Annotated in this window: 22 protein-coding genes; 4 read left to right on the top strand and 18 right to left on the bottom strand. The window is 48.3% G+C overall.

The features are described 5' to 3' along the window. The first annotated feature begins 10 nt into the window (after positions 1 to 10). Positions 11 to 1,093 (top strand): tryptophan--tRNA ligase, encoded by a 1,083-nt coding sequence (gene trpS / locus HMPREF9443_RS09430; protein ID WP_040565458.1) that lies wholly within the window; start codon positions 11 to 13, stop codon positions 1,091 to 1,093. Between the two features lie 130 nt (positions 1,094 to 1,223). Here trpS and rnc read toward each other — a convergent pair whose 3' ends face one another. The 12 genes from rnc to HMPREF9443_RS09370 form a co-directional block, all read right to left on the bottom strand. Beyond that, entirely contained in the window at positions 1,224 to 1,943 is a 720-nt protein-coding gene (rnc, locus tag HMPREF9443_RS09425; protein WP_009146375.1) for a ribonuclease III, read from the bottom strand. Between the two features lie 18 nt (positions 1,944 to 1,961). Continuing rightward, a complete protein-coding gene (gene fabF, locus HMPREF9443_RS09420) occupies positions 1,962 to 3,221 on the bottom strand; it encodes a beta-ketoacyl-ACP synthase II (protein WP_009146374.1) in 1,260 nt (419 codons plus the stop codon). Between the two features lie 17 nt (positions 3,222 to 3,238). Then, positions 3,239 to 4,189: an NAD(P)H-dependent flavin oxidoreductase gene (locus HMPREF9443_RS09415; RefSeq protein ID WP_040565456.1), complete on the bottom strand. Its 951-nt coding sequence runs from the start codon at positions 4,187 to 4,189 to the stop codon at positions 3,239 to 3,241. Between the two features lie 86 nt (positions 4,190 to 4,275). Then, the gene (locus HMPREF9443_RS09410; protein WP_009146372.1) at positions 4,276 to 4,506 is read right to left on the bottom strand and encodes an acyl carrier protein; all 231 of its coding nucleotides are present in this window, start codon (positions 4,504 to 4,506) and stop codon (positions 4,276 to 4,278) included. Positions 4,507 to 4,562: 56 nt separating this feature from the next. Further along, positions 4,563 to 5,306, bottom strand: coding sequence for a 3-oxoacyl-[acyl-carrier-protein] reductase (gene fabG, locus HMPREF9443_RS09405; protein ID WP_009146371.1), 744 nt, complete (start codon positions 5,304 to 5,306; stop codon positions 4,563 to 4,565). Positions 5,307 to 5,414: 108 nt separating this feature from the next. Continuing rightward, positions 5,415 to 6,356 carry an ACP S-malonyltransferase gene (gene fabD / locus HMPREF9443_RS09400; protein WP_009146370.1) on the bottom strand — a complete coding sequence of 314 codons (942 nt, stop codon included), beginning with the start codon at positions 6,354 to 6,356 and terminating at the stop codon, positions 5,415 to 5,417. Positions 6,357 to 6,515: 159 nt separating this feature from the next. Then, complete coding sequence (locus tag HMPREF9443_RS09395; protein ID WP_009146369.1) at positions 6,516 to 7,505, bottom strand: beta-ketoacyl-ACP synthase III; 990 nt, start codon at positions 7,503 to 7,505, stop codon at positions 6,516 to 6,518. A 4-nt stretch (positions 7,506 to 7,509) separates the two neighbouring features. Then, a complete protein-coding gene (gene plsX / locus HMPREF9443_RS09390; protein ID WP_009146368.1) occupies positions 7,510 to 8,523 on the bottom strand; it encodes a phosphate acyltransferase PlsX in 1,014 nt (337 codons plus the stop codon). Beyond that, on the bottom strand, positions 8,520 to 9,107 hold the full coding sequence (gene fapR / locus HMPREF9443_RS09385; protein ID WP_009146367.1) for a transcription factor FapR: 588 nt from the start codon (positions 9,105 to 9,107) through the stop codon (positions 8,520 to 8,522). The genes plsX and fapR overlap by 4 nt, the downstream gene beginning before the upstream one ends. Positions 9,108 to 9,326: 219 nt before the next feature. Then, positions 9,327 to 9,506 carry a 50S ribosomal protein L32 gene (gene rpmF, locus HMPREF9443_RS09380; RefSeq protein WP_021720064.1) on the bottom strand — a complete coding sequence of 60 codons (180 nt, stop codon included), beginning with the start codon at positions 9,504 to 9,506 and terminating at the stop codon, positions 9,327 to 9,329. Between the two features lie 35 nt (positions 9,507 to 9,541). Next, on the bottom strand, positions 9,542 to 10,045 hold the full coding sequence (locus tag HMPREF9443_RS09375; RefSeq protein ID WP_009146366.1) for a YceD family protein: 504 nt from the start codon (positions 10,043 to 10,045) through the stop codon (positions 9,542 to 9,544). Positions 10,046 to 10,151: 106 nt separating this feature from the next. After that, positions 10,152 to 11,360 carry an acetate/propionate family kinase gene (locus HMPREF9443_RS09370; RefSeq protein WP_040565453.1) on the bottom strand — a complete coding sequence of 403 codons (1,209 nt, stop codon included), beginning with the start codon at positions 11,358 to 11,360 and terminating at the stop codon, positions 10,152 to 10,154. A 156-nt stretch (positions 11,361 to 11,516) separates the two neighbouring features. Here HMPREF9443_RS09370 and HMPREF9443_RS09365 point away from each other — a divergent pair, with 156 nt between their 5' ends. Beyond that, complete coding sequence (locus tag HMPREF9443_RS09365; protein ID WP_009146364.1) at positions 11,517 to 12,695, top strand: nucleotidyltransferase; 1,179 nt, start codon at positions 11,517 to 11,519, stop codon at positions 12,693 to 12,695. A 98-nt stretch (positions 12,696 to 12,793) separates the two neighbouring features. Here HMPREF9443_RS09365 and HMPREF9443_RS09360 read toward each other — a convergent pair whose 3' ends face one another. The 3 genes from HMPREF9443_RS09360 to rsmD all read right to left on the bottom strand — a co-directional run bounded on the left by HMPREF9443_RS09360 (position 12,794) and on the right by rsmD (position 14,583). Beyond that, the gene (locus tag HMPREF9443_RS09360) at positions 12,794 to 13,393 is read right to left on the bottom strand and encodes an ATP synthase subunit B family protein (protein ID WP_009146363.1); all 600 of its coding nucleotides are present in this window, start codon (positions 13,391 to 13,393) and stop codon (positions 12,794 to 12,796) included. A gap of 20 nt (positions 13,394 to 13,413) precedes the next feature. Beyond that, positions 13,414 to 13,905, bottom strand: a complete 492-nt coding sequence (gene coaD, locus HMPREF9443_RS09355; RefSeq protein ID WP_040565452.1) for a pantetheine-phosphate adenylyltransferase — start codon at positions 13,903 to 13,905, stop codon at positions 13,414 to 13,416. Between the two features lie 120 nt (positions 13,906 to 14,025). Further along, on the bottom strand, positions 14,026 to 14,583 hold the full coding sequence (rsmD, locus tag HMPREF9443_RS09350) for a 16S rRNA (guanine(966)-N(2))-methyltransferase RsmD (RefSeq protein ID WP_040565450.1): 558 nt from the start codon (positions 14,581 to 14,583) through the stop codon (positions 14,026 to 14,028). Positions 14,584 to 14,828: 245 nt separating this feature from the next. On the opposite strand from rsmD, the gene HMPREF9443_RS09345 reads away from it, so the two are divergent. Then, on the top strand, positions 14,829 to 16,460 hold the full coding sequence (locus tag HMPREF9443_RS09345) for a DUF4127 family protein (RefSeq protein ID WP_187363725.1): 1,632 nt from the start codon (positions 14,829 to 14,831) through the stop codon (positions 16,458 to 16,460). 218 nt (positions 16,461 to 16,678) lie between these two features. On the opposite strand, the gene thrS is transcribed toward HMPREF9443_RS09345, so the two are convergent. Then, complete coding sequence (thrS, locus tag HMPREF9443_RS09340; RefSeq protein WP_009146358.1) at positions 16,679 to 18,472, bottom strand: threonine--tRNA ligase; 1,794 nt, start codon at positions 18,470 to 18,472, stop codon at positions 16,679 to 16,681. 495 nt (positions 18,473 to 18,967) lie between these two features. On the opposite strand from thrS, the gene HMPREF9443_RS09335 reads away from it, so the two are divergent. Further along, complete coding sequence (locus tag HMPREF9443_RS09335; RefSeq protein ID WP_040565446.1) at positions 18,968 to 20,542, top strand: DUF4127 family protein; 1,575 nt, start codon at positions 18,968 to 18,970, stop codon at positions 20,540 to 20,542. A 294-nt stretch (positions 20,543 to 20,836) separates the two neighbouring features. On the opposite strand, the gene HMPREF9443_RS09330 is transcribed toward HMPREF9443_RS09335, so the two are convergent. Both HMPREF9443_RS09330 and HMPREF9443_RS09325 read right to left on the bottom strand, forming a co-directional pair. Then, the gene (locus HMPREF9443_RS09330; RefSeq protein ID WP_009146356.1) at positions 20,837 to 22,111 is read right to left on the bottom strand and encodes an SLC13 family permease; all 1,275 of its coding nucleotides are present in this window, start codon (positions 22,109 to 22,111) and stop codon (positions 20,837 to 20,839) included. Between the two features lie 429 nt (positions 22,112 to 22,540). After that, on the bottom strand, positions 22,541 to 23,815 hold the full coding sequence (locus tag HMPREF9443_RS09325; protein WP_009146354.1) for an SLC13 family permease: 1,275 nt from the start codon (positions 23,813 to 23,815) through the stop codon (positions 22,541 to 22,543). Positions 23,816 to 23,968: the final 153 nt, after the last annotated feature.

The raw sequence follows: 23,968 nt of genomic DNA, 5'->3' as shown, positions 1-23,968 counted from the left end.
TAAGACTAATATGAGTAAAATTATCCTGACCGGCGACCGTCCTACCGGACGTCTGCATGTAGGCCACTATGTAGGCTCTCTGCGCCAGCGTGTACAGCTGCAAAATTCTGGTGCATATGATAAGGTATATATCATGATTGCTGATGCCCAGGCGCTTACAGACAACGCTGAGCATCCGGAAAAGGTACGTAAGAACATCATCGAGGTAGCACTGGATTATCTGGCATGCGGTCTTGATCCTGCTAAATCTACCCTTTTCATTCAATCCATGGTACCGCAGCTGACCGAGCTGACCTTCTACTATATGAACCTGGTTACTGTATCCCGTCTACAGCGTAACCCGACCGTTAAGAACGAAATCAAAATGCGTAACTTTGAAGCAAGCATTCCTACCGGCTTCTTCTGCTATCCTATCAGCCAGGCTGCAGATATTACCGCTTTCCGCGCTACTGTAGTGCCTGTAGGCGAAGACCAGCTGCCGATGCTGGAGCAATGCAAGGAAATCGTGCACAAGTTCAATTCCGTGTACGGCGAAACTCTGGTTGACCCGGATATCATGCTGCCGCAAAATGATGCCTGCCTGCGTCTGCCCGGCATTGACGGCAAGGCTAAGATGAGCAAATCCCTGGGCAACTGCATTTATCTTTCCGATGAACCGGAGGATATCAAAAAGAAGGTTATGTCCATGTACACCGATCCTGACCATGTACGCGTAGAGGATCCCGGTAAGATTGAAGGCAATACTGTTTTCACCTATCTGGACGCTTTCAGCACTGAAGAGCACTTTGCCAAATTTCTGCCGGACTATGCTAACCTGGACGAGCTGAAGGCTCACTACCAACGCGGTGGTCTGGGTGACGTAAAGGTTAAGAAGTTCCTCAACAACGTGCTGCAGGACGTGCTGGAGCCCATCCGTGAGCGCCGTCACTATTGGGAGCAACGCATCCCTGAGGTTTATGAAATCCTGCGTGCAGGCAGCAGGGAAGCTGAAGCTGCTGCTGCTGCAACTCTGCATGACGTACGCGAGGCAATGCGAATCAACTACTTCGATGACGAAGCTTTGATGAACCAGCCCTACGAAAAACAACACTAAGCCATATACTGCAATCCCCTCTTTCCGAACAGGAAGAGGGGATTTTTTTGTGCGCTATGAAGCCCGTAAAGCTGCCTGCAGGCAAAATAAAAGACCTACGGTATTGCTACCGTAGGCCGATATTGTAATGTTATTCCTGATTCTTTACATGCAGCTGTGCCAGCGCCTGCTTAGCAGCATGCTGCTCCGAATCTTTTTTAGTACGACCGCTGCCCTCGCCTATAACAGTATTCCCCAACATTACCTGAGAGGTAAATACCTTGTTATGCTCCGGACCGGTGCTGCCTAAAAGAACATAATGAATATCTGCATCGCCGTCACGCTGCAGATACTCCTGCAAACGTGTCTTGTAATCATTAAAGATACCATGGCGACAGATGAAATCTATTTCCGACTGCATCATGCCCAACAGGTAGGCCTGTACGACCTCAAAGCCCTGATCTAGGTAGATGGCACCCAAAACAGATTCAAAAGCATCAGCCAGGATGGAGGGGCGCTCGCGTCCTCCGCTCAGCTCCTCGCCCTTGCCCAGCTGCAGATAGTCACCCAGATGAATCTTTTTGGCATATTCATACAGAGAGCCTTCGCAAACCAGATAAGCACGCAGCTTGGTGAGCTGGCCTTCAGCCAAATCAGGAAAGTTCTTATACATGTAGGTGCTCACGATAACGCTGAGCACGGAATCACCCAAAAACTCAATCCGCTCATTATGATGCGGTTTAGGATACTGCTTAGCTTCATGGGCATAAGATGTATGGGTCAGAGCCATGTCAAGAAGCTCTAAATCATGCATATGGATACCCAGCCCCTGGCAGAAGCTCTGCAGCTGCTGTGTACGTTTTTCCTGCATTTTAATCAATCCTGCTTATTAATCAACGTATTTTTTGAATACGATAGAAGCGTTGTGACCACCAAAGCCCAGGTTGTCGCTCAGTGCAACATTAACAACTTTCTTACGAGCTTCGTTCGGTACATAATCCAGATCCAACGGACCTTCCGGATCGTCCAAATCCTTATCCTGGTAGTTGATGGTCGGCGGAATGATATCGTTTTCGATAGTCATAACGGTAGCAATAGCTTCTACACCGCCGGCAGCGCCCAGCAGATGGCCGATCATGGATTTGTTGGAGCTGATGCACAGTTCGTAAGCATGCTCGCCAAATACCTTCTTGAAGGCAATGGTTTCGCCCAGGTCATTACGATGGGTAGAAGTACCATGAGCGTTGATGTAGTCAACCTCTTCCGGTTTTACGCCAGCGTCAGCAACTGCTGCAGCGATGCAGGCTGCCGGAGTTTCGCCGGTCGGGTCCGGAGCGGTGATGTGGTATGCGTCGCAGTTCATAGCAAAGCCGGCCAGCTCAGCATAGATGTGTGCGCCACGAGCCTTAGCATGCTCCAGCTCTTCGAGAACCAGAACGCCTGCGCCTTCACCCATTACAAAGCCATCACGCTTTTTATCAAACGGGCAGGATGCTGCTTCAGGGTTTTCATTGTTGGTGGACAGAGCCTTCATGTTAGCAAAGCCTGCGATAGCAATCGGAGAAACTGCAGCTTCGGTGCCGCCTGCCAGCATTACGTCAGCATCACCGTATTGAATGGTGCGCAGAGCGTCGCCGATGCAGTTGGTGCCGGTAGCACATGCAGTTACGATAGCGGTGTTAGGACCTTTCAGACCGGTTGCAATAGCAATCTGGCCTGCAGACATGTTCGGAATTTCCATCGGAATGAAGAACGGGCTGATTTTGGACGGGCCTTTGGAACCCAGCTTCAGGGATTGCTCCAGGAAGGTGTGGATGCCGCCGATACCGCTGCCAACGCAAACGCCGCAGCGCAGAGGATTTTCCTTGCTCATATCCAGCTTAGCATCTTCGATAGCCAGCTTAGCAGCAGCAACTGCAAAGTGGGTTACACGGTCCATACGCTTGCCTTCTTTTTTATCGATGAAAGCAGTGTAATCAAAATCCTTAACCTCACCGGCAATCTTTACTGTGAAATCAGTAGTGTCAAACTGACTGATAGGGCCGATACCGGATTTACCGGCAACCAGGTTATTCCAGAAGGTATCCTTGCCGATACCGATAGGAGTTACAGGGCCAACGCCAGTTACTACAACTCTTCTTTTACTCAAAATAGTTCACCTCATAATCAAATTTTTGAAATTTCATCCTTTATACGCCTGAAGATTTCTTTTACAGGCAGGATTTCCTTGATTTTCCACATATTGGCACCGGTGAAAACAAGACCGGTTTCTACGTCACCCTGCTGCGCACGTGTCAGCGCTCTGATAATACAGAAGCTGTGGGTGCAGTGCTTTAAGCACAAATCGCAGGTGGTGGGTTTAGGAGCTTTATTTTCTAAAGATAACTGTGCAAAGGGATTGCGGATAGCACGTCCCTTATAGCCTACAGGGCTATCAATCTGCACAACATCTTCTTTAGTCATTTTAAGATAGAATTCTTTTAAAGCAGGTGCGCCGTTGGATTCCTCACTGGCAGCAAATCTGCTGCCCATCTGCACACCGCTTGCGCCCAGCTTCAAAAGCTCGGCAACATCACTGCCGCAGACAGCGCCGCCGGCAGCAATAACAGGTATATTAACGGATTTAACAATCTCCGGAAGTATCTCTTTAATAGATTGCTGGGTTCCCAAGTGACCGCCTGCTTCGGTGCCTTCGACAACGATAGCAGAAGCTCCCAGCTTCTCAGAAATCTTAGCCAGTTTTACAGAAGAAACAATCGGTACTACTTCGACACCATATTTACGTCCGACGGCAAAAATATCTCTTGAAAAACCGGCGCCGGCTACGATTAAATCTATTTTCTCTTGTGCAGCGGTAGTAATCAGACCTAAAAACTCTCTTGCCGCAAACATTGCATTAATACCGATAATACCTTTGCCACCTGTAAGTTTTCTTGCCAGACGTATTTCTGTACGCAGTTCGTCAAAGCTCATGCCGGACGCTGCGATAAGTCCTATACCGCCTTCTTTAGCTACAGCAGCTGCCAAACGGGCTGTAGACAGCCTGATAGCCATGCCTCCTTGTATAATCGGTACTTCAGCAACAAGCTTACCGATTTTCAGCACTGGTAGTTTCAACAAATATCCCCCATTTCAGGACTAAAGTAGAGTAGCTTGTGTCCGGGAACCCACAAGGGGTTCCCTAAACATAAGCAGGTAAAGCATTATTTTTCTTCATCCAGCAGTTTAACAGCGTCAGCTACAGTGCGGATTTTTTCAGCTTTTTCATCAGGGATTTCAACACCGAATTCCTCTTCGAAAGCCATGATCAGCTCAACGATATCGAGGGAGTCAGCGCCGAGATCATCGATGAAAGCGGATTCCATCTTTACTTCGTCAGCGTCAACGCTCAGTTGTTCAACAGTGATGTCTCTTACTTTGTCGAAAGTGCTCATTACGATTCACCTCCTTCCAATAGGTAAAGTTGCAGGTCTCCCAAACGGGCCCCCTATTACATTACCATACCACCGTCAACATGTAAAGTCTGTCCGGTAATATAATTGGCGTCATCGCTCACAAGGAAGACAACAGCCTTGGCAATATCAGTAGTTTCACCCAATTTGTGTAAGGGTATGGAAGTCAGCATACCTTCAACAACTTTGTCGGAAAGTACACTGGTCATATCAGTTTTAATAAATCCGGGAGCAACAGCGTTCACGTTAATACCGCGAGCAGCTACTTCCTTCGCTACGGATTTGGTAAAACCGATTACGCCGGCCTTAGCAGCAGCGTAGTTAGCCTGTCCAGCATTGCCCATCAGACCAACGACAGAGCTGATGCTGACAATTTTGCCGGCTTTTTGTTTCATCATGTATTTGATAGCAGCCTTGGTGCAGTTGAACACACCCTTCAGGTTGGTGGTCAGAACTGCGTCCCAATCCTCTTCTTTCATACGCATCAGCAGACCATCGCGGGTAATGCCTGCGTTGTTTATGAGGATATCAATGCGGCCGAATTCTTTTACAACTTCGTCTACCATAGCAGTAGCAGCTTCGTTGGAGGAAATGTCTGCCTGTACTACGAAAGCCTTGCGGCCCATAGCTTCGATTTCTGCAGCAACCTCTTTAGCGGCAGCTTCACTGCCTGCGTAGTTTACAACAACATCAGCACCTTCTGCAGCGAGAGCCAGTGCGATTGCACGGCCGATACCACGGGAAGCGCCGGTTACGAGGGCTTTTTTACCTTCTAATTTCATTTTGAGTTCTCCTTATCCTTCAATTCATCAACTGTCTTTTATTCTTCACAAATACATACTGCATGTACATATAGGGGAACCACGAAGCGGACAGTTCAGCTTGGTGAATTATTTATTCAGCTCAGCTAAGGTTTTTTCCAGACTTGCAGCGTCTTCTACGTTCAGAGCCATCATACCTTTGGCAATCTTCTTGGTGAAGCCGGTCAGAACCTTGCCGGGGCCAACCTCAACAAAAATGTCTACGCCGCCTGCAACCATGTTGCGTACGCTGGTTTCCCAGAGAACAGGCATAGCAGCTTGTTTAACGAGCAGCTTTTTGATTTCTTCGCCGCTGGTAACTTCCTGAGCGGTTACGTTAGCAACAACAGGTACGGTGATATCTTTGATTTCAATCGGAGCCAGAACCTCAGCCAGACGGTCGGCAGCGGGCTGCATCAGAGTGCTGTGGAAAGGAGCACTTACAGGCAGCAGAACTGCGCGTTTTGCACCGGCAGCCTTCAGAGCTTCGATAGCTTTATTTACAGGATTAACTGCGCCTGCGATAACAACCTGACCGGGGCAGTTGAAGTTTACTGCTTGAACTGCTTCGCCGGATTCAGCTTCTACGCTGCGGCAGATTTCTACGATTTTGTCGCTGTCCAGACCCAGGATAGCAGCCATGCTGCCTTCGCCTACGGGAACAGCCTCTTGCATGAACTGGCCGCGTTTGTTAACAATGCGTACAGCGTCAGCAAATTTCAGAGCGCCGGTGTTTACCAGTGCGCTGTATTCGCCCAGGCTGTGGCCTGCAGCGATATCGCAGCTTACGCCATGCTCCTTCAGAACTGCTGCACAGGCAGTGCTGGCAGTCAGAATAGCAGGCTGGGTGTTAGCGGTCAGCTTCAGGTCTTCAGCAGGACCTTCGAAGCACATTTTGCTGATGGAATAGCCAAGAGCGTCATCAGCCTCTTCAAAAATCTGTTTTACAACAGGATATTCATCATAAAAAGCTTTGCACATGCCAACGGTCTGAGAACCTTGGCCGGGGAATACGAATGCGATTTTACTCATCGTGTAAATTACCTCTCTTTCGATAATAATTAACTTTCGATAATAATCAAATACTACCAAGACAAACGAGAAGGGTTTAGATACGAGTAATGGCGACGACGGCGTATTACTGCTACTCCTAGGAGCCATTACGAAGTAGATGGGCCCTTATCGTTTGGATTATTTACTCCATTTGAGAACAATAGCTGCCCAGGTCAAACCTGCGCCAAAGCCGTCAAGAATAATGTTGTCGCCTTTTTTCAGAGCGCCGGCCTTTTGAGCCTCGCACAGAGCGATAGGAATAGATGCAGCAGAGGTATTAGCGTATTTGTCTACGTTTACCCAAACCTTATCCATCGGCATCTTCAGACGCTTAGCAGCGGAGGTGATGATGCGGTAGTTAGCCTGATGCGGGAACAGCATATCCAGCTCTTCCGGCTTCATATTCGCCTTAGCAAGAGCACGCTTTGCAGTCTTGCCCATAATCTGAATAGCGAATTTGAAAACCTCCTGACCGTTCATATGAATGGTGTGGTCTTTTGCAGCAACGGTTTCTTCGCTTGCCGGATTACGGCTGCCGCCTGCCGGTTGCAGCAGGAACTTGCCGCCGTTGCCGTCAGCACCCATATCAATGCCTAATACACCATAGCCTTCTTCAACCTCGCCAACTACAGCAGCACCGGCGCCATCACCGAAGAGAACGCAGGTGTTACGGTCGGTCCAGTTCATGATGCGGCTCAGAGTTTCCGCACCGATAATCAGAATCTTGTTATACAGACCGCTCTTGACCATCTGGCTTGCTACGGCCAAGCTGTAAACAAAACCGCTGCAGCCTGCAGCCAGGTCAAAGGCAGCTGCGTTTTTAGCACCCAGACGAGCCTGTACCAGGCACGCAGTAGACGGGAAAATATAGTCGGAGGAAGCAGTGCCTACAATAACGAGGTCCAGCTCTTCCGGATCAACACCAGCGTCCTTCAGTGCTTCTACAGCAGCATTGTACGCCAGATCGGAGGTTGCTTCTTCCGGAGCAGCGATGTGACGCTGCTTGATGCCGGTGCGCTCAGTAATCCATTCGTCACTGGTCTCAACAATTTTCTCCATGTCTGTATTAGTGATAATCTTCTCAGGAACATAATGTCCTAAACCTAAAATACCAACAGCTCTTGTCATTTATCTAATTCCTCATTTCTTTTGATTCCGCAATCTTATCTTTGATGATACTTACAACATCCTGCTCGGCAAAGTCCATAGCTACATGAATAGCATTGGTAATTGCCTTGGCCTTGGAGCTGCCGTGGCAGATAATAAAAGGCGCGCGGATGCCTAACAGCAAAGCTCCGCCGTATTCGGCTGGATCAAGACGTTTCTTCAGCCCCTTCAGTGCAGGCTTGATTAACAGTCCGCCCAGCTTTGCCAGAATGCCGCCGTTCATAATCGCTTCCTTGATAAGCGTCATAATAGCCTTTGCCAGACCTTCACCGAACTTCAGCACGACATTGCCGACGAAGCCGTCACAGACAACTACGTCTACCGTGCCTTTGTTGATGTCACGACCTTCAACATTGCCGATAAAGTTTATCGTCCGAGTATCCTTTAAAAGAGGGTAGGTTGCCAGTGCTTGTTCATTACCCTTAGTTTCTTCTTCACCGATGTTCAAAAGTCCTACCTTCGGCTGAGAAATTTTTAAAATTTTTTCTGCGTACACCGTACCCATGATAGCACTCTGTACCATATGCTCAGGTTTGGCGTCTACCTTGGCGCCGCTGTCAAGCACTACAGTCGTACCCTTCAGGCTGGGAATCGGCGTTGCAATAGCAGGTCTTTCCACACCCCTGATGCGGCCTACGCAAAAAAGCGCTGAGGCAACGGCAGCACCGGTGCTGCCGGAGGAAACAAGGGCATCACATTCATTGTTTCTCAGCAATCCTGCCGCAACTACGATAGAAGCGTCCTTTTTGGACTTAACCGCAATTGCAGGATGCTCGTCCATCGCAATTACCTCGCTGGCATGATGAATAGTAATCTTCGGATTTTTATCCGCACCGTATTTTACCAGCAGCTCACGGATTATTTTTTCATCGCCAACCAAAACAGTTTCGCAGCCATACTCTTTAACAGCGTTGACTGCGCCTAAAACAAGCTCCTTGGGACCATAATCGGTACCCATAACATCTACGGCGATTTTCATGCTTCCTGCTCCCCCTCATGCTTAGTTCTGTTATCCAAAGAAACAATAATGAACTTAGCGCGAAAAACCTCTTCGTTATTGTTTTTCACGGAAACAAAAATATAATATTTATCCATGCGGCGGTGCGTAACCACTGCACGGGCTACAAGCACAGCTCCTGCATTGACAGGCAGCTTATACTTGACATTACCTACAGCAGTCAGTGCATATTCCGCATCTACAACTGCCAGAGCCAAAGTATTGGCCGTGGCGAACATATAATAACCGCGTGCGATTCCGGTACGCTCAAGCACCATATCCGGTGTAATCTTCAGCGTTGAGATGCCGATTTTGTTCAGTTCCAGATCCAGCAGCTCGCCCACGATATCTTTTTTATCAATGGCACGCAGCTTGGTCTGAGCTTCCTCTGCCATAGTACGAGTTCTGGCACGCAGCTCAGGAATTCCCAGAGCAACACGATCCAGACGAATTGTCTGTACGCTGACATCCAGCATTTTTGCCAGTTGCTCATCAGTGCTGAAGGGATTATCCCTAAGCAGCTTCTTCAAGCTTCTGTGACGTATTAATTTTTTAGAAGAAGTCATTGCCTCACCTGCTTTTTAGTACCAGCTCATAATATCTGTTTTTATTATAAGAGCATCGCAGGTTTTTGGCAAGGGCTTTTTAGCAAAAAATTTGTGATATCCCTTACATTTCGCCAATTTCTTTAATTACATAATTAACTATCCGTGAAATCGGAGATTTTACCGTACCATGTAAAAAGCCTCCGGAAAAATTCCGAAGGCCTTATAAACAGCTTAAAATTATTCAGCTTTAGCAATGACTTGTTTGCCATTGTAGTAACCGCATTCAGGGCAAACGCGATGCGGCATTTTCATTTCATGACATTGCGGGCATTCAACCATGCCAGGAACGCTCAGTTTCCAGTTAGCACGACGTCTGTCACGACGGGCTTTGGACATTTTTCTCTTAGGTACTGCCATTTCTCAATACACCTCCTCAGTGCTATGAAGTGAATTTAATTTTTGATGAATTGCTTTAATGCCGCCAGCCTCGGATCTACAGTGGACCTGTCGCATCCGCAGTCACCATCATTAAGATCAGCGCCACAAACGGGACAAAGTCCCCGGCAGTCTGGCTTACACAGAGCCTGCATGGGCTCTGCAAGCAGCAGCCCTTCACGAAGCGGTTCCGTTATGTCAATAACGTCCGAATCGTAGACAAAAGCATCATTTTCAATATGTTCAGCACTTGCCGGATAAAACTTCTCGACAACTTCTGCCCTGGCTACACCTGTAAAATTCTTCAGGCAACGTCCGCAGGTACGTTGTACCTTAGCAGTCATTACAGCCTGCAGTAATAATACATCACCAGCATTGCTCATAGTGCCTTCCAAATTTACTGTACTGTCAATAACAAGCTCTTCAGGTGTTATTTCCAGTTCAGCAGGCGAAAGCTCATAAGCAAGAGTCTTTTCACCGACTAGTCTTTTCTTGATTTCTGCGACATTTATTTTAATCATATTTCACCAATCGTTACAATTATAGCGGTATTACCGCTCTTTGTCAAGTAAAAATGCTTTGTACGGATAAAAACTGTTATCAGTTACTATAACCTCATGCAAATGCCTACAGCTTAATGATTCTGCGGCAGATGTTATATGTATCGCGGGCAATAACCAGTTCCTCGTTTGTCGGGATAACAAAAATTTTTACACGCGCACGGCGTACGCTGATTTCGCGCTCTTTGCCGCGTACCTGGTTGAGGTCCGGATCAATGCGCGTACCGAGATATTCCAGACCGTTGCAGATTTTATCACGCATAAAGGGAGAGTTCTCGCCCAGGCCTGCGGTAAAGACAATAGCATCTACACCGCCCATTGCCGCTACATAACCTCCGATATATTTTTTTACCTTGTAGGCAAAAACATCGATTGCCAGCTGGCTGCGATCATCGCCGCGGTTAGCAGCGCTTTCCAGATCGCGGAAATCGCTGGACAGACCGCTGATACCGAGAATACCGCTACGGCGGTTCAGGTAATCATCAATCTGCTGCGCATTCATATTTTCCTTTTCCATCAGGAACGGAATAATTGCCGGGTCAATCTCGCCGCTGCGTGTGCCCATAATCAGGCCCTCAAGCGGTGTATAGCCCATGCTCGTATCAATAGATTTGCCGTATTTGATTGCCGCGATGCTGGCACCGTTGCCCAAATGGCAGCTGATGATACGCAAATCATTCATATGCTCCTGCATCAGCTCCGCAGCACGCAGAGCCACATATTTATGTGAAGTGCCGTGAAAACCATAACGACGTACACCGTATTTGACATACATTTCATAGGGCAGGCCGTAAAGGTATGCAACCTTCGGCATCGTCTGATGAAAGGCCGTATCAAAAACAGCTACCTGCGGTGTACCGCGCATAATTTCCATGCAGGCATTAATGCCGTACAGGTTAGGCGGATTATGCAGAGGTGCAATCTCACAGCAGGCCTCGATACCGCGCAATACGTCACTGGTAATCAGTACGCTGTCGGTAAAGCGCTCGCCGCCGTGCACAACACGGTGACCTACGGCATCAATCTCGGACATGTCTTTGATAACGCCGTATTCCTTGCTGGTCAGCGCCTTAATCGCCATACGGATACCAACCTTATGGTCGGGAATTTCCTCTTTTAAATCAATTGTATATTTGCCTGCCGGCGTATGCTTCAGTGTGGAACCTTCCATACCGATGCGTTCAATCAGGCCTTTGGCCATGACACGCTCGCCTTCCATGTTTATCAGCTGATATTTGATGGAGGAGCTGCCACAATTTACTACGAAAACAATCACAATAAGCCTCCCGGTCAACGCCAAAATTAAATCGAGTCTTAAATACCAATACACTATTAGTATACACTATTTGCGGCCAATTGAACAGAAATATTTTCTCAATTCCCAGCCTATGTTATAATATTCACAGAGATAAAATCATGCGAGGTAAAAAATATGCAGGCCACTGGCATTATTGCCGAATATAATCCCTTTCACAACGGTCATCTATATCATATACAGGAAACAAAGCGACTGACGCAGCAACCGCTAATCGTCGTCATGAGCGGAAGCTTTATGCAGCGCGGCGAGCCTGCCGTTTTAAGCAAATGGAAGCGCGCCTCCTGCGCAGTACAGGGCGGTGCCGATTTGGTGCTGGAGCTCCCCTGCGTCTTTACACTGCGCAGTGCCGAATTCTTTGCCAAGGGCGCTGTGCAGCTTTTAGCAGCCACAGGCTGCGTCAACACGCTTGCCTGCGGCACAGAACACCCGCAAAGTGATTTTGTGGCCGCAGCACGCCTTGCCTGCAGCGCTGAAGCGCAAGCAAGGCTGCGCGAGCTGCTGCAAAGCGGCTTAAGCTATGCGCAGGCCTGGGAAAAAATTTTAGGCGCGAATACAGCCTTCCGCACTCCCAATGACATTTTGGCCTTGGAATATACCAAGGCACTGTTGCAAACTGCCGCAGACATTCAACCGCTTTATCTGCAGCGCACGGACGAGGGCTATAACTCCACCGCTATCGGCAACAGTATAGCCAGCGCCAGCGCCATCCGCCGGGCAATGGCGGACGGTAACGAAAGCTGGCAGCAGGCTGTGCCGGACTATATGCACGCAGCTCTTGCGGCCGGAGGCTATGACGCACAGCTTTTGTGGCAGCTGCTGAAATATCGCCTGCGTCTGCTCACGCCACAGCAGCTAGCAGAGCGCTGCGAGGCCAGCGAAGGTATCGAAAACCTGCTCAGCAAGGCCGCTGACTGCACAAGCCTGCAGGCAGCGCTCGCTGCCTGCAGCAGCAAGCGCTACACTGCCAGCCGTATTCGCCGCCTGCTGCTGCAAATAATTTTAGACCGCCCGAAAGCAGTATGGCAGCAGCAAGTCCCGGCCTATCTGCGCGTGCTGGCCTTCAACAACACCGGCCGTCAGCTGCTGCACAAGATGAAAACAAACGCTCAATTGCCAATCATCAACAAGCTTGGTAAAAACGCACTGTACAACGACAACGCCGCTTACAGAACACAACTGTCAGCAGAAGTAACCGCTACCGACCTGTGGTCCCTGCTGCAGAAAGATGCAGCACTCAACCGCAGCGGCAATGACTTTTATCAGGCACCCGTCTATATCCGCAGCAAAATATAATATCAGCCTATACCGGCGAAATCTGCTGTAAGGCAACAAAAAAGCTGTAACGCAGGCGCGTTTGCATAACGCTCGTTGTTACAGCTTTTATATTGCTCTTATTCTTCCTCGGGAGCTTCCTGTACGGGAGCCTCCTCAGCAACTGCCGGAAGCTTAAGATTCTTCATCTCATTTTCTACGTTTACTTTGTTTTCTTCCAGGCCTTTCAAAGCACTGGACAGATTACCGCTCAGATAAGCCAGCATATCCTCTGCATATTGCAGGGAATCCTGCTTTACCTGCAAAGCATAGTCATCGGCAGCAGTCTTAGTTTCCTCCTGATAGCGCAGCGCATTGGCTTTGATATCTTCTGCCGCAGCATTAGCCTGCTTAACAATTTCCTCCTGCTGTACCTTGGCATCAGCCTCAGCCTTGGCAACGCTGACAATGCGCTCAGCCTCATCCTTGGCCTGCTGCACTATACGGTCAGCATCGGCATAAGCCTTGTTGACAATATTCTTCTGCTCCTCCAATACCTGGTTAGCGCTTTTGATTTCGCGCGGAATTGCTTCCTTGAGATCGTCGATAATATTCAGCAGATCATTTTCATCAACCATAATCTTATCTACCAAAGGAACACGTCTTGCCTCGGATATCAAATTAAGAAATTGCTCAAAAAGTCCATCAAGTGCTACGTTAGTTTTGTTGCGTTCAATCATGATATCAACCCCTCTAAAATCTATTCAAACTTTTTGTAAACATGCTTGCGTACGCGTTCTTCAATACATTCAGGTACCAAATCCTTCAGCTGACCGCCAAAGGTTGCCAGCTCGCGCACACCGGAGGAGCTGACGAAGGAATATTTGGCATTGGTCATAATAAAAACTGTTTCCAGATCATTATCGATTTTTTTCAAAAGCAATGCTCTTTGGAATTCATATTCGAAATCGGTAAAAGCACGCAAGCCTCTGACGATAAAAGGAGCCTCTTCCTTTTTGCAGAATTCGTTCAGCAATCCGGAAAAACAGGTTACTCTTACATTAGGAATATGCTTGGTTGCTTCCTTAAGCATTTCCACACGCTCTTCCATGGAAAACATGGCCTTATCCTTACCGGGATTATGAAAAACACTGATAATCAGCTCATCAAACATCGCACTTGCTCTTTCAAAAATATCAATATGACCCTTGGTAACAGGATCAAAGCTTCCTGGACAAACTGCTCTGCGCATAGCCAGACCTCCTAATCTATCCTTAATCAAAAAAATGACCAAAGAAATTCCCATATTATATCTTGTATTTTATTCGACATAAAAGCCGAGAATCCTTTTTATTCTCCAAAATACTATATATTATAACATATTATAACAAATAAAATCCACTATTGTCTCACCGTAACGGCTGCTGCGTACCAGCTCGCAGCCTGCCGGCAGCTCCGGCAGTGCGTTATGCGCGCTGCGCTCCACAACCAGATAGCCTCCCGGGCGCAAAAACGACTTTTTGCCCAGAAGCGCAATTATCTGCTCAATCCAGCCCTTATTGTACGGCGGGTCGCAAAAAGCAAAGTCAAACAGCTCCCCTGCTGCCGCCAGTCTTTCCGCAACTGCCGGAGCGCTTCCCTGCAGCACCCTGCAGTCAGCCTCAGCACGGCACTTGACAATATTGCTGCGCACCAGTCGCAGCGATTCCTTGCTCGCGTCAATAAATGTAACAGCTGCAGCACCACGGCTCCAGCTTTCCAGCCCCAGGTTACCTGTACCCGCAAAAAGGTCCAGCACCTCAGCGCCGATAATCTTACTGCCTATAATATTAAAAACGGATTCCTTAACCCTGTCCGCAGTCGGCCGTACATCGTATGTTTTCGGTACAGTCAGCTGCAGGCCGCGGGCCTTGCCGGTAATTATTCTCATATACTGCTCCTCTGTGTTATAATTGGGGTAAGATGGCATTTCGCCCCCTTTCGCCTCACTTCGTTCGGCACCTTCCCCGTAGGGGAAGGCAAGCAGTCAGCTTTCGCAATCACTTTCTCGCCTGCCCCACCGGGGAAGGTGTCAGCGAATGTAATGAGCTGACGGAAGGGGAAATTAATCTTAAATATTCTCTACATTTTCTTTCAAAGGACACCCTTATGCGCAATTCAAGCAAAATAATCTTCATGATTTGCTCCATACTGCTGATATCAGGCATCTGCTTACGCCTTGCGCTGCCTTCAAGCACTCCGCTCAGGCTGCCGCAGCCGACGCCAACGCAAAGCATTTTGCTGCTGCCGCTGGACAGCCGCCCCGTCTGCAGCACCATGGTGCAAAAGCTGGGCGCACTTGCAGGCCTAAATGTAATTTTACCGCCAAAAGCCTGTCTTGACAACTACCGGACGCCGTCTGACAGACAAAAACTTTTACAATGGCTGCAGATAAACCAGTCCAAATACGATTACAGCATCATTTCTGCCGATAATCTGCTGCACGGCGGTCTGCTGGCCGCCCGCATGAACACCGCCACCCCGACAGAGGAGGATGCGCTGCTAAAGCATCTGCAGCAGCTTTCTCCGGCAAAGCAACAGGCAATCTTCTCCGTTATTCCACGTCTGCTCGTCAGCGACCAGCTTTTGCCGGACCGTTGGTATCAATATCAGCTGATGCGCTATTCCCAGCTTGCCGACATGGTGCGCATCACCGGCAGCTTCGCCCTCACGCAGGAGCTGCGCCGCACAGAAGCTAAAATTCCCGCCAAGGTTCTGGACAAATATCGCAGCCGTTATCAGCAGAGCGACCGCTTTAACCTGGGCCTGCTTCAGCTTGCCACGGACGACAGACAAATAACCTTCGGACAGGACGATGCTTCACCCATCGGACTGCCGCACGCCAGTGCCGTCAAGATTCAAAGCAGCATCGCTGCCCAAAAACTGCAGCAGCAGGCACAGCTCACCTACGGTGCTGATGAAATAGCCTCTCTGCTGCTCACGCGCTACTATCTGCAGCAAAGCAGCTGGCAGCCCAAGGTTTACCTGCATTATACTTCTCCCAAAGCAGAAGGTGCGGATATGCCCTATATGGCTGTCTGCGTCGGTGCAGCGCTGCGCAACCAGTTGAAGCTCATGGGAGCTTCAGAAGCAAGCACGCCGGATAGTGCAGACCTCATCTGCTATGTTAACTGCGGTAACGACGATTTCCGTCCGTCTGCCAAGCAGGCACAAGAGCTGCAGCAAATGCTGGACAAGGGCTATAAGGTTGCACTCATCGACAGCAGCGCCAACTTTGAAGCAGAAGAGCTGATGCTGCCGCAGCTTTTGGCAAATAATGTGCAAATCAATAAGCTCGCCGCCTACGCCGCCTGGAACACCTTCAGCAATTCGTCAGGCACAGCTTTGGCACAGGGACTGCTTTTCTGCGGCCGCCTGCGTCAGCTGCAGACAGCAGGCGCGGACACCGAGCGGTTGGCAGCACTCTATGCTGCCAACCTGAACTTTACGGCAGAACGTATCCTCGAAGATTATTATTACCAAAAGCTGGTGCATCCCAAACTGCGACAAAAATTGGAAGCCTTTGGTATAAATCCCGTAGAGCTGGCCAGCGAAGATAAAACGAAAACAGAGCAATATATCCAGGGAAAGCTCAGCCTGCAGGCATATAAGCTGCTGCACGATAATTTGGGACGCACACCCTTCTACCAACAAAACGGCCATAGCTATTATCTGCGCGACCTCAGCGTCGGTACCAAGCTCCCTTGGGCCAGAATATTTGAAGTAGAACTGCAGGTATGGACAGATACGGGTGTCAAAACAAAATAAAATACAGTACAAGCGCATTTTCTCTATATACGCTTAAATAAAACAAGCCTCTGATATAACTTCGTATAATAGTATATCGGAGGCTTGTTTAAATGTTCAAGACCAATCTCACAAGATTTACAATGCTAAAGTCCCAAATACCCTGAGAATTAAAAAACGAAGACTGCTCTTTTAACAGAACAGCCTTCGCTCTTTTATCTCAGCAGAAGCCGAAAATATTATTTTTTAGCCTTAGAATCAACTACATCCTTCAGGATTGCTTCAAATGCTTCGAAGCTCATAGCGCCCATATCGCCTTCGGTACGGTTACGCGGAGAAACGGTATTGTTTTCCATATCGCGATCGCCGACAACCAGCATGTACGGGATTTTTTCCAGCTGACCTTCACGGATCTTCTTGCCGATTTTTTCATTGCGTGCATCAACAGTTGCACGATAGCCGTTAGCCTCCAGCTTATGAGCCAGCTCATAGCAGTAGTCAACAGCACGATCGGTTACCGGCAGGAAACGAACCTGCTCCGGAGCCATCCAGGTCGGCAGTGCGCCTGCATAGGTTTCGATGAGGTATGCCAGAGTACGCTCGTAGCAGCCCAGGGAAGTACGGTGAATGATATACGGCAGCTTCTTCTCGCCATTCTCATCAACGTAGTACATACCAAATTTTTCTGCCAGCAGCATATCAATCTGAATAGTAACGATGGTATCTTCTTTGCCAAATACATTGTGGAACTGGATATCCAGCTTCGGACCGTAGAAAGCAGCCTCGTCAAAGCCAACCTCATAGTTAACACCAAGGTCATCAAGGATTTTCTTCATAGCAGCCTGTGCATGATCCCATTGCTCAGCGGTACCTTCATATTTGTTGTTCGGGTTTGCAGGATTCCATTGGCTGAAGCGGAAGGTGCATTTATCCAGCATGCCGACAGTTTCCAGGCAGTATTTAGCCAGATCCAGGCAACCCTTAAATTCTTCTTCCAGTTGGTCAGGACGAAGAATCAGATGCCCTTCGGAAATAGTGAACTGACGCACACGAATCAGACCGTGCATTTCGCCGCTGTCCTCGTTACGGAACAGAGTAGAGGTTTCGCCCAAGCGCATCGGCAGCTCACGATAGGAACGCTGACGGTTCAGGAAAACCTGATATTGGAACGGGCAGGTCATAGGACGCAGAGCGAAGCATTCTTTAGTTTCGTCATGCGGGTCGCCCAAGATGAACATGCCGTCAAGATAATGATCCCAGTGACCGGAAATGCGGTACAGGTCGCGTTTTGCCATCAGTGGAGTCTTGGTCAGCAGATAGCCGCGTTTTTGTTCCACATCCTCAACCCAACGTTGCAGCAGTTGGATTACACGTGCACCTTTCGGCAGCAGGATAGGCAGACCTTGGCCGATATAATCAACAGTAGTGAAGTATTCCAGATCACGGCCCAGTTTGTTATGGTCACGCTTCAAAGCCTCTGCCTGCTGTTCCAGATATGCATCCAGCTCTTCCTTCTTCGGGAAAGCAATACCATAGATACGTTGCAGCATCTTGCGGTTAGAATCGCCACGCCAGTAAGCGCCGGTAGCGGAGGTCAGTTTAATAGCGTTGCCTTTAATACGGCCGGTGGAATCAAGATGCGGGCCTGCACAAAGGTCAGTGAAGTCGCCTTGTTTGTAGAAGCTGATAACAGCATCCTCAGGCAGGTCGTTAATCAGTTCAACTTTATAAGGTTCTTCTTTTTCTTCCATGAATTTTACAGCCTCTGCACGCGGCAGCTCAAAGCGCTCTAATTTCAGCTTTTCTTTGCAGATTTTACGCATTTCGCCTTCCAGTGCAGCAAGATCCTCCGGAGTGAACGGAGCCGGAGTATCGAAATCATAATAGAAACCGTTGTCAATGCTCGGACCAATGGCCAGCTTAACATCCGGATGAAGTCTCTTCATAGCCTGCGCCAGCACATGGGAGCAGGTATGCCAATAGGTTTGGCGGTATTCCTTGTTTTCAAAGCTAAATTTGTTTTCCTCAGACATTTTTGTTTCCTCCTAACATAATGTATCGTAAACAGTGCAGTCCGGGCAAAAAAATAAACCCCGGTCCCACACCAAAGGGACGGAGTTATCCGCGGTTCCACCCTCATTGACATATGTAGTAACATATGCCCACTCGGTACCGTTAACGCCGGTAATACGGACTGGCATACTTGCTTGCGCGTTCCGCAGTCAGTTTGAAGGCGGTGCGCCCTTCGTTTCCTTCCTGCTGCTCTCAGCCACGGCAGCATTTTCTGTAGAACCATCCACGACGGCAATTCCTTCGCATTACTGTTACTATTTTCATTTACCAGTTTATTATAGCACACCGGCAATGCTTGTCAAGCTTCCACTGGAAAAAACTTTTATTTCATAGTATAATAAGAAAATAAATTCTTCTACTTGTAAACATGCCAAATAACGAGTCCTTTGTGCATGTATATTAACCTTTATAAAACGTATATATCCAGAACTGTTAATAATCAAGGAGGCGTACGCATGGCAAAATTCACATTTCGGCGCCATAAGCTGGCAGCAGCCATATGCACAGCTGCTTTACTGATGCCGGTTTCCGTCCAGGCCAAACGCCTGACTATTCTCTATGTACCATTAGACAACAGACCTGTCTGCTCCGCCTATGTAAAGCAGACAATGGAGGCAGCAAACTGTAAAATTATTCTGCCGCCTGAAAAATATATTGCCACTAACGAAAAAAACGGTAATCCCGAAGCTATCTGGGACTGGCTGGAGCACAAGGCTCCCAAGGCCGATGCCGCAGTTATCAGCACAGACAGCCTTGTTTACGGCGGCCTTGTCGGCTCGCGCACACACAACGTAAGCCAAGAGGAGCTGCAAAAGCGCGTTAATCATCTTTACAAGCTGAAAACTACCCTGCCGATAAAGCTTTATGCTTTTTCGACGATTATGCGCACCCCGCGTGCCAGCAAAGGACGTGTAGAACCGCCATACTACAGCACCATAGGCCCAAGTATCTTTGCCTACAGCCAGCTGCTTGACAAACAGGACCAGGGTAAGCTGTCGCCTGCAGAAAAGCTGACTATGCAGGCACTGGAACGCAACATGAAAAAAGCTGAATTGGGCGACTGGTTGGAGCGACGTGAAAAAAATTTGCTTGTTAACCAGGAGCTTACACGCATGGCCCGCAACGGCAAATTTCATTATTTTGCCATCGGCAAGGATGACAATGCTACTCTTTCCGCTACGCACATGGAAGGACGCAAAATCAGCCTCAGCACCTTTGATATGAGCAGGGACTGCTTTCAGATTTTGGACGGAGTTGATCAGCTCGGACTGCTTTTAATCGCCCGTGCCTACAACGAGGCCAACGGCACCAAACCTTCCGTCTATCCCCTGTACAGCGTAGGAGCCGGAGCCTCCACCCTGCCCCAGTACAGCGATGCTCGCTTGCAGGACAGCGTACCGCAGCAGATTATCGCTGCCGGTGCAGTACAGGCACAATCTGCGGACAACGCTGACCTTATTTTGGCACTCAATACGCCGCAGGACGGTATCGTCAAGGATTCCACAGCAGACGACAATCAGCCCTTCGCATCTGCCGGCAACAAAAATTTTGTTGGAATCCTGGGGCAGCTGCTCCGTTCCGGGCGCAATGTTTCCCTGGCCGATATCAGCTATTCCAACGGTGCTGACAACGGCTTTATGAGCCTGCTGGCCAACAGCATCAACCTGCAGCCGTTAGCAGCCTACAATGGCTGGAATACAGCTGACAACGCCGTAGGCTATGCCATCGCCCAAGGGCTTATCGCACGCGATATGAGCAGCGAAGCACGCAGCAGATTGCTGCGCCAACGCCTTATCGACGATTGGTTTTACCAGAGCAATGCCCGCCGCAGCATTTCCAACGAGCTAGAAAAGCATAACCGTGAGGATTTGAAATATGATCTTGCTACAGAAGAAAAAAACATCCTGCAGCAGATTACTGCCGACTGCCAAAGCATGGCCAACAGCTATTCTATAACAAGAGGCACTAAATTCACCCTCTCCTTCCCTTGGAAGCGTTTATTCGAGGTAGACGTAGAAATCAAGAAATAAAAAACAAAGCGCAGAGAAGCTGATTTTTTAACAGCAAACCTCTGTGCTTTTTTATGTGTATCAGCCCCATATATCGAAACTTAAATTTTTTAGGCAAACAAAAATCCCCGTCACTTTCGCGACGGGGATTGATTTGCATTTGTGACGAAGCATATGGTGCTTTATTCGTCTTTTGTTCCAATCACTAGGCTGGCGAGAAAGTGCCAGAGGCGAGGAACAGATGCCGCCGGCGTACTCCTAGTACGTCAAGGTATTTGTGACGAAGCACATGGTGCTTTATTCGTCAGACTGTAATTATTTGCCGGGGAAGAACGGCCAAACCATCGGAATAACAACCAGGGATACTACGAAAGCTACCAGAACCAGACCGGTACCAGCTTTTACATAGTCCATGAATTTGTATCCGCCAGGGCCAAGTACCAGGGTGTTCGGAGGAGTACCTACCGGAGTTGCGAATGCGCAGGATGCTGCAACAGCGATAGCCATCAGAACTGCCTTCGGGTCAGCGCCTAATTGTTTGGAGATTGCAATACCGATCGGGCACAGCAGAGCTGCGGATGCGGTGTTGGACATGAACTGAGTCAGACCGCAGGACAGGATGAACAGTACACCGGTTACAACCAACGGAGAAGGAGAGCCGCCCATCAGGCTAACGGTCCATTCAGCGATGAGTTTGCCAGCGCCAGTTTTATCCATAGCGGTGGATACAGGCATCATACCTGCGAACAGGAAGATGGTTACCCAGTCGATAGAAGCATAAGCTTGTTTTTCAGTCAAGCAACCGGTCAGTACGCAAACCAGAGCGCCGATGATAGCAGCCATCTCAAGGGTTACGCCTTTGATACCCAGTGCCATTACGATAACAACTGCCAGCAGGATAATACCGGAGATGACCATTTTCTTGGAATCGGTGCTGTTAGCTTCGATTTCCTGTTCGATCTCCTGATCAGCATCAAGCTCAACCTTCGGGAGCAGATGTTTGCCGATGAACATCATGTACAGCATACCGGCAATAGATACAGGAATACCGATCCATGCGAATTCGAAGAAGCCGAATGCAGGGAGACCGGCAGCGGTCATTGCACCAGTTGCAATGATGTTAGGCGGTGTACCAACCATGGTGATGATACCGCCCCAACCGCAGGCAAATGCCAAAGGCATTAACTGACGGGAAGCAGGAATCTTAGCTGCAGAACAGATACCTAATGCTACAGGCAACAGGCAAGCTGCAGTACCGGTGTTGGAAAGCACGGAAGAAAGTACGGTGCCAACAACCATCAGACCAAACATCAGGCTGTTTTCACCAGTGCCGCACAGATGAACTACTTTGTTACCGATAGCCTGAGCTAAACCGGTGTAGAACATTGCTGCACCAACAACGAACATGCCGGCGAACAGGACAACGGTGGAGTTAGACAAGCCGCTAAATACTTGTTTAGCAGGAATCAGGCCTAACAGGCCGCACGCAATAGCGCCAGCGGTTGCAGTAATTGCCAAAGGAATGAGTTCGGTTACGAAGAATAACGCAACTACTGCCAAGAGGATTAAACACTTAATTGCAGGGGACATTTTAAGTTCCTCCTTTGTAAAAAAATTTTATATAAAATGTCATCTGGACATTATATATAACTTTAATTATAGCTTTGTGAAAGTACATGTCAAAGCAATCTTTTTTACTTTATTAAGTATTGTTATTTGCTTTGTTGAATTTATAATAACAGCATTTTTTCTGCGCTTCTGTTGCGCAAGCAACACATTTTTTAGCACCAGCTCTTCATATTCCATATATGACCACGCTATCATAAATCCCTAGGCGTTATTTCTTTCTTTTAGAATTAACTGCATATATTTCAAAATCCCTTTTATCAACTGTATTTTACCCAACTCTCTCATTTTTATTAAAGCAAAAATGCCATGCAATATCGCACGGCATTTTTACTACTTTCTTTAGTTTTTTAAGTAAAGTAAGTACTAATTTGTCAAAATATTACATTCAACTCACTTGCCCGGGAAGAACGGCCATACGATAGGAATTACAATCAGGGATACGACGAAGCATACGATAACCAGACCGGTACCTGCTTTAACATAGTCCATGAATTTGTAGCCGCCGGGGCCAAGAACCAGAGTATTCGGAGGGGTACCTACCGGAGTTGCGAATGCGCAGGATGCTGCAACAGCGATTGCCATGATAACAGCCTTCGGGTCAGCGTTGAGCTGCTTAGCAATTGCTACACCAATCGGGCACAGAAGAGCTGCGGACGCGGTGTTGGACATGAACTGAGTCAGGATGCAGGAGAGTGCAAACAGTACAGCAGTTACAACCATCGGAGACGGATCGCCGCCCATCAGACCAACAGTCCATTCAGCAATGAGCTTGCCGGCGCCGGTTTTATCCATAGCGGTGGATACAGGCATCATACCTGCGAACAGGAAGATGGTTACCCAGTCAATGGAAGCATAAGCCTGTTTTTCGGTTAAGCAGCCGGTCAGTACGCAAATCAGCGCGCCGATAATAGCAGCCATTTCCAGAGTTACGCCTTTGATATCGAGAGCCATTACCAGAACAACGGCAATCAGGATAGCACCGGAGATAATCTGTTTTTTGCTGTCAGTGCTGGTAGCTTCGATTTCCTGCTCAATATCCTGGTCAGCATCAAGCTCAACCTTCGGCAGCAGGTGTTTACCGATAAACATCATGTACAGCATGCCGGCAATGGATACCGGAATACCGATCCAGGCAAATTCGAAGAAGCCAAAGCTCGGCAGGCCGGCAGCAGTCAGAGCGCCGGTTGCAATGATGTTAGGCGGAGTACCTACCATGGTGATGATACCGCCCCAACCGCAGGCAAATGCCAACGGCATTAACTGACGGGAAGCAGGAATCTTCGCTGCGGAGCAGATGCCTAATGCTACAGGCAGCAAGCAGGCCGCAGTACCGGTGTTGGAGAGCACGGAAGACAGTGCAGTGCCGACAATCATCAGACCAAACATCAGGCTGTTTTCACCGGTTCCGCACAGGTGTACAACTTTGTTACCTATGGACTGTGCCAAACCGGTGTAAAACATCGCTGCACCTACGACAAACATGCCGGCAAACAATACTACGGTAGAATTGGATAAGCCGCTAAAAACTTGCTTAGCAGGCAATAACCCCAACAGACCGCAGGCGATAGCACCGGCAGTAGCAGTGATTGCTAATGGAATAAGTTCGGTAATGAAAAATAATGCAACCACAGCTAACAGAATCAAACACTTAATAGCAGGTGACATAACAGTTTCCTCCTTTTATAAATTTTTACGTAATGTATAAATATAACTTATCACAGTTTATTTCTACATTCCCGTTGTCTTAATATTATCCTAAAAATATCAACTTATGTGTGACTTAAGCAACATTTTAAACCGTTTTTCAGAATATTTTAA

Source organism: Phascolarctobacterium succinatutens YIT 12067 (assembly GCF_000188175.1).
Taxonomy (GTDB): domain Bacteria; phylum Bacillota; class Negativicutes; order Acidaminococcales; family Acidaminococcaceae; genus Phascolarctobacterium_A; species Phascolarctobacterium_A succinatutens.
This window is presented reverse-complemented; position numbering and strand designations above follow the sequence as displayed.

What these genes read in the sequence shown, in the direction of transcription:
- HMPREF9443_RS09365 (WP_009146364.1), top strand. Translation starts at nt 11,517, where the DNA reads ATGCAGGCCACTGGCATTATTGCCGAATATAATCCCTTTCACAACGGT.
- HMPREF9443_RS09335 (WP_040565446.1), top strand. Translation starts at nt 18,968, where the DNA reads ATGGCAAAATTCACATTTCGGCGCCATAAGCTGGCAGCAGCCATATGC.
- fapR (WP_009146367.1), bottom strand. Translation starts at nt 9,107, where the DNA reads ATGACTTCTTCTAAAAAATTAATACGTCACAGAAGCTTGAAGAAGCTG.
- trpS (WP_040565458.1), top strand. Translation starts at nt 11, where the DNA reads ATGAGTAAAATTATCCTGACCGGCGACCGTCCTACCGGACGTCTGCAT.
- plsX (WP_009146368.1), bottom strand. Translation starts at nt 8,523, where the DNA reads ATGAAAATCGCCGTAGATGTTATGGGTACCGATTATGGTCCCAAGGAG.
- thrS (WP_009146358.1), bottom strand. Translation starts at nt 18,472, where the DNA reads ATGTCTGAGGAAAACAAATTTAGCTTTGAAAACAAGGAATACCGCCAA.
- HMPREF9443_RS09330 (WP_009146356.1), bottom strand. Translation starts at nt 22,111, where the DNA reads ATGTCCCCTGCAATTAAGTGTTTAATCCTCTTGGCAGTAGTTGCGTTA.
- fabD (WP_009146370.1), bottom strand. Translation starts at nt 6,356, where the DNA reads ATGAGTAAAATCGCATTCGTATTCCCCGGCCAAGGTTCTCAGACCGTT.
- HMPREF9443_RS09360 (WP_009146363.1), bottom strand. Translation starts at nt 13,393, where the DNA reads ATGATTGAACGCAACAAAACTAACGTAGCACTTGATGGACTTTTTGAG.
- rnc (WP_009146375.1), bottom strand. Translation starts at nt 1,943, where the DNA reads ATGCAGGAAAAACGTACACAGCAGCTGCAGAGCTTCTGCCAGGGGCTG.
- HMPREF9443_RS09395 (WP_009146369.1), bottom strand. Translation starts at nt 7,505, where the DNA reads ATGACAAGAGCTGTTGGTATTTTAGGTTTAGGACATTATGTTCCTGAG.
- rpmF (WP_021720064.1), bottom strand. Translation starts at nt 9,506, where the DNA reads ATGGCAGTACCTAAGAGAAAAATGTCCAAAGCCCGTCGTGACAGACGT.
- HMPREF9443_RS09410 (WP_009146372.1), bottom strand. Translation starts at nt 4,506, where the DNA reads ATGAGCACTTTCGACAAAGTAAGAGACATCACTGTTGAACAACTGAGC.
- fabG (WP_009146371.1), bottom strand. Translation starts at nt 5,306, where the DNA reads ATGAAATTAGAAGGTAAAAAAGCCCTCGTAACCGGCGCTTCCCGTGGT.
- HMPREF9443_RS09345 (WP_187363725.1), top strand. Translation starts at nt 14,829, where the DNA reads ATGATTTGCTCCATACTGCTGATATCAGGCATCTGCTTACGCCTTGCG.
- coaD (WP_040565452.1), bottom strand. Translation starts at nt 13,905, where the DNA reads ATGCGCAGAGCAGTTTGTCCAGGAAGCTTTGATCCTGTTACCAAGGGT.
- HMPREF9443_RS09375 (WP_009146366.1), bottom strand. Translation starts at nt 10,045, where the DNA reads ATGATTAAAATAAATGTCGCAGAAATCAAGAAAAGACTAGTCGGTGAA.
- HMPREF9443_RS09325 (WP_009146354.1), bottom strand. Translation starts at nt 23,815, where the DNA reads ATGTCACCTGCTATTAAGTGTTTGATTCTGTTAGCTGTGGTTGCATTA.
- rsmD (WP_040565450.1), bottom strand. Translation starts at nt 14,583, where the DNA reads ATGAGAATAATTACCGGCAAGGCCCGCGGCCTGCAGCTGACTGTACCG.